The sequence below is a fragment of the Nonomuraea sp. NPDC050643 genome (assembly GCF_040654715.1).
GTDB lineage: Bacteria > Actinomycetota > Actinomycetes > Streptosporangiales > Streptosporangiaceae > Nonomuraea.
Genome location: NZ_JBFAIM010000155.1, coordinates 1 through 3395 on the forward strand (window position 1 = coordinate 1; position 3395 = coordinate 3395).

Consider the following 3395-nt stretch of genomic DNA (forward strand, 5'->3'; position numbering starts at 1 on the left):
TGGGCTTCGATGGGGTCGCCGAGGGTGGTGCCGGTGCCGTGGGCTTCGATGGCGTCGATGTGGTCGGGGGGCAGGCCGGCGTTGGTGAGGGCGGCGTGGATGACACGTTGCTGGGAGGGGCCGTTGGGTGCGGTCAACCCGTTGGAGGCACCGTCCTGATTGACCGCCGAGCCGCAGATCAGGGCGAGGATGCGGTGGTCGTTTTGCTGGGCGACTGATAGCCGTTCCAGGACGATGAGGCCGGCGCCTTCGCCCCAGCCGGTGCCGTCGGCTGCGGCGGCGAACGGTTTGCAGCGGCCGTCCGGTGCGAGGCCGCGTTGGCGGCTGAACTCGATGAATGTGCTGGGGGTGGCCATGATGGTGACGCCGCCGGCCAGAGCCATGGTGCATTCGCCGTTCCGAAGTGCCTGGACGGCTTGGTGGACGGCGACGAGGGAGGAGGAGCAGGCCGTGTCGATGCTGACGGCCGGGCCGTGCAGGCCGAGGGTGTAGGCGATGCGGCCCGAAGCGACGCTGGAGCTCGTACCGGTGAGGAGATAGCCCTCGGTTCCTGGCGAGTCGGTGGTGAGGGTCTGGCCTCCGTAGTGCTGGTCGACTATGCCGGTGAAGACGCCGGTGGCGGTGCCGTGGAGAGTGGTGGGGTCGATGCCGGCGTGTTCGAGGGCTTCCCAGGCGATTTCCAGGAGGAGGCGCTGCTGGGGGTCCATCGCCAGGGCTTCGCGGGGGCTGATTCCGAAGAAGGCCGGGTCGAATTCGCCGGCCTCGTGCAGGAAGCCGCCCTGGCGGGTGTAGGACTTTCCTGGTTTGTCGGGGTCGGGGTCGTAGAGGGCATTCACGTCCCAGCCGCGATCCACGGGGAAATCGGAAACCGCGTCCTCGCCTGCGATGACCAGCTCCCACAGTTTTTCTGCGGAGTTGATTCCGCCTGGGTAGCGGCAGCCTATGCCCACGATGGCAATGGGTTCTTGCTTTTTTGCTTCTAATTCTTGGATGCGTACGTGGGCCTTGCGCAGGTCTATTGTTGCTCGCTTGAGGTATTCTCGAAGCTTGTTATCGCTCATAATGGATACATCCTTCGCTGCGGTGACGGCGGTGACGTCTGTGGGGTCAGTTGTTGAACTCGTTGTCTAGAATGCTGAAGAGCTCGTCGTCCGTTGCGGTGTGCAGGTCGTCGTAGGTCGGCGACTCTTCGGGCGCGGAGTTCTGCTGTTGCATTCTGGTGAGGATTCTCTGCAGTTCCTCTGTTATTGCTCTGTGTTCGTCATCCGTGTATGCGGCCTGGCTTGTTGCCGCGTCTAGTTCTTGTAGCTGTACGAGCACAGAGCGGGTCGTGTTCGCGTCGGCAGACGTCACCGTGCTGCGTAGGAAAGTCGAGAGTGCGGCGGGGGTCGGGTGGTCGAAAATCAAGGTGGCGGGCAGTTTCATGCCGGAGGTCGCGGCCAGTTGGTTGCGTAGTTCGACCGAGGTCAGAGATTCGAAGCCCAGGCTCTTGAAGCTTCGGTCGGGCTTGATGCTCTCCGGGGAGGCGTGGCCGAGGACGGTGGCGGCGTGGGTCTGGATCAGCTCCAGGAGGAGGCGTTCCTGGTCGCGTTGCGACAGACCGTTCATGCGCTGCGCCAATGCCGAGTCCTTGCTCTCGGTCGAATCCGGTTCCGCGGACTGCGGGGTGGGCTGGGCTTCGGGCAGTTCCGCGAGAAGGGGGCTTGGGCGCGTCAGCGTGAACGTGGGCGCGAAGCGTTCCCAGTCGATGTCGGCGACGGTCATGAACGGCTGGTCCTCGTCCAGTGCCTGCTCCAGTGCGGCGAGGGCGAGGTCGGGTGCCATGGTGGGAAGGCCCTGGGACCGCAATTTCTCCTCGACTGATGCGGCGTCGGTGGCCATTCCGCCGCCTGCCCACGGGCCCCAGGCGATGGCGTGGGCGGGCAGGCCGTTCGCGCGGCAGTGCTGCGCCAGAGCGTTGAGGTACGCGTTTCCGGCGGCGTACGGTGATTGGTGGCCCGCGCCCCAGACGCCGGAAATGGACGAGAAGAAGATGAGGGCGTCCAGCGATCCAGGATTGAGCACCTCGGCCAGGTTCCGGGCACCGAGAGCCTTGCCGGAAAGGACGGCGGCCATGTCATCTAGGGTGCTTTGTGCCAGCGGGGCTTCCTTGTTGACGCCGGCGGCGTGAATGACGACGCGAAGGGGCGAATCCGGGGCGTCGATTTCTTGGATCAGCTCCGCGACGGCGGCTCGGTCGGCCATGTCGCACGCGATGACTTTGACGTCCGTGCCGAGCTCGTGCAGTTCTGCGGTGAGGTCGTTCACGCTGGGGTTGCCTTGTGCGCCGCGGCGGCTGGTGAGCACGATGTGGCGGGCACCATTGCGTGCGAGCCAGCGGGCCAGGTGAATGCCGAGGGCGCCGGTTCCGCCGGTGATGAGCGCCGTGTCCCGGGGGCGCCATTCGCGGAGGGGATTCTTGCGGGGAGCTCTGGCGAGTCGCCGGGCATGGAGGCCGGAGGGGCGTATCGCGAGCTGGTCTTCGCCGGCGGTGTTCGTGAGGGCGGAGCAGAGGTGGTTCAGCGTTCGGTCGTCCAGGGAATCGGGCAGATCGATCAGTCCGCCCCAATGGTGGGGATGTTCCAGGGCTGCCACTCTGCCCAAGCCCCAGACCAAGGCTTGTACGGGGTGAGCCGGGGATTCGGAGACCGCTCCCTGAGTGATGGTCCACATTGGTGCGGTGATCTGGGAATCCTGGAGTGCCTGGGTGAGGGCGACCGTTGCGGCGAAGCCGGTGGGCAGGCGGGGATCCTGAATATAGGGCTGCTCGTTCAGGGGGAGCAGAGACAGGATGACGCTGATTCGCTCGCTGTTTGCCCCGGCGGCCTTGGGCTGCTCGTGGGCCAGTGCGGAATTGAGCAGGTCGCCGAGTGTGACGCGGTCGAGGTCGTGTCGGGTGACCTCGATGAGCGTGGTTTCGGCACCTTGAGTGGTGAGGTGTTGGATCAGTCGCTCAGTGAGTTTTTCCTGCTCCGGATTTCGTGGGTCCGTGATGATGAACAGCCGGAGATTGGACACGTTCGGGGACGATTGGCCGGGCAGGCGTTTCCAGGAGATGCGGTAGCGCCACTTGTCGATGGTGGACTGGGTGAGGTGGGTTTGGTGCCAGGTGGTGAGGGCGGGAAGAAGGTCGTTGAGTGATTGTTGTTGAGGTGGTTGGAGATTTAGCGCGGTGGTGAGGGTTTCGAGGTCGGCGTTTTCTACCGCCGTCCAGAAAGAGTCGTCTGTGGGGGTCTTGGTCTTCTGGGGTGTTGTGGTGATCCAGTAGTGGCGGCGTTGGAAGGGGTAGGTGGGGAGGGTTGTGGGTTGGGGGTTGTGGGGTGCTAGGAGGGTGTTGGTCCAGGGGTGGCCGTGGA

General features: G+C 64.7%; 2 protein-coding genes. Both read right to left on the reverse strand.

What is annotated here, in order from left to right:
* Window positions 1-1061 (reverse strand): beta-ketoacyl synthase N-terminal-like domain-containing protein (locus tag AB0I15_RS66595; protein WP_358121085.1); only part of this gene is annotated, 1061 nt, incomplete at its 3' end.
* A gap of 46 nt (window positions 1062-1107) precedes the next feature.
* On the reverse strand, window positions 1108-3395 hold a 2288-nt coding region (locus tag AB0I15_RS66600; RefSeq protein ID WP_358121088.1), incomplete at its 5' end, for an SDR family NAD(P)-dependent oxidoreductase.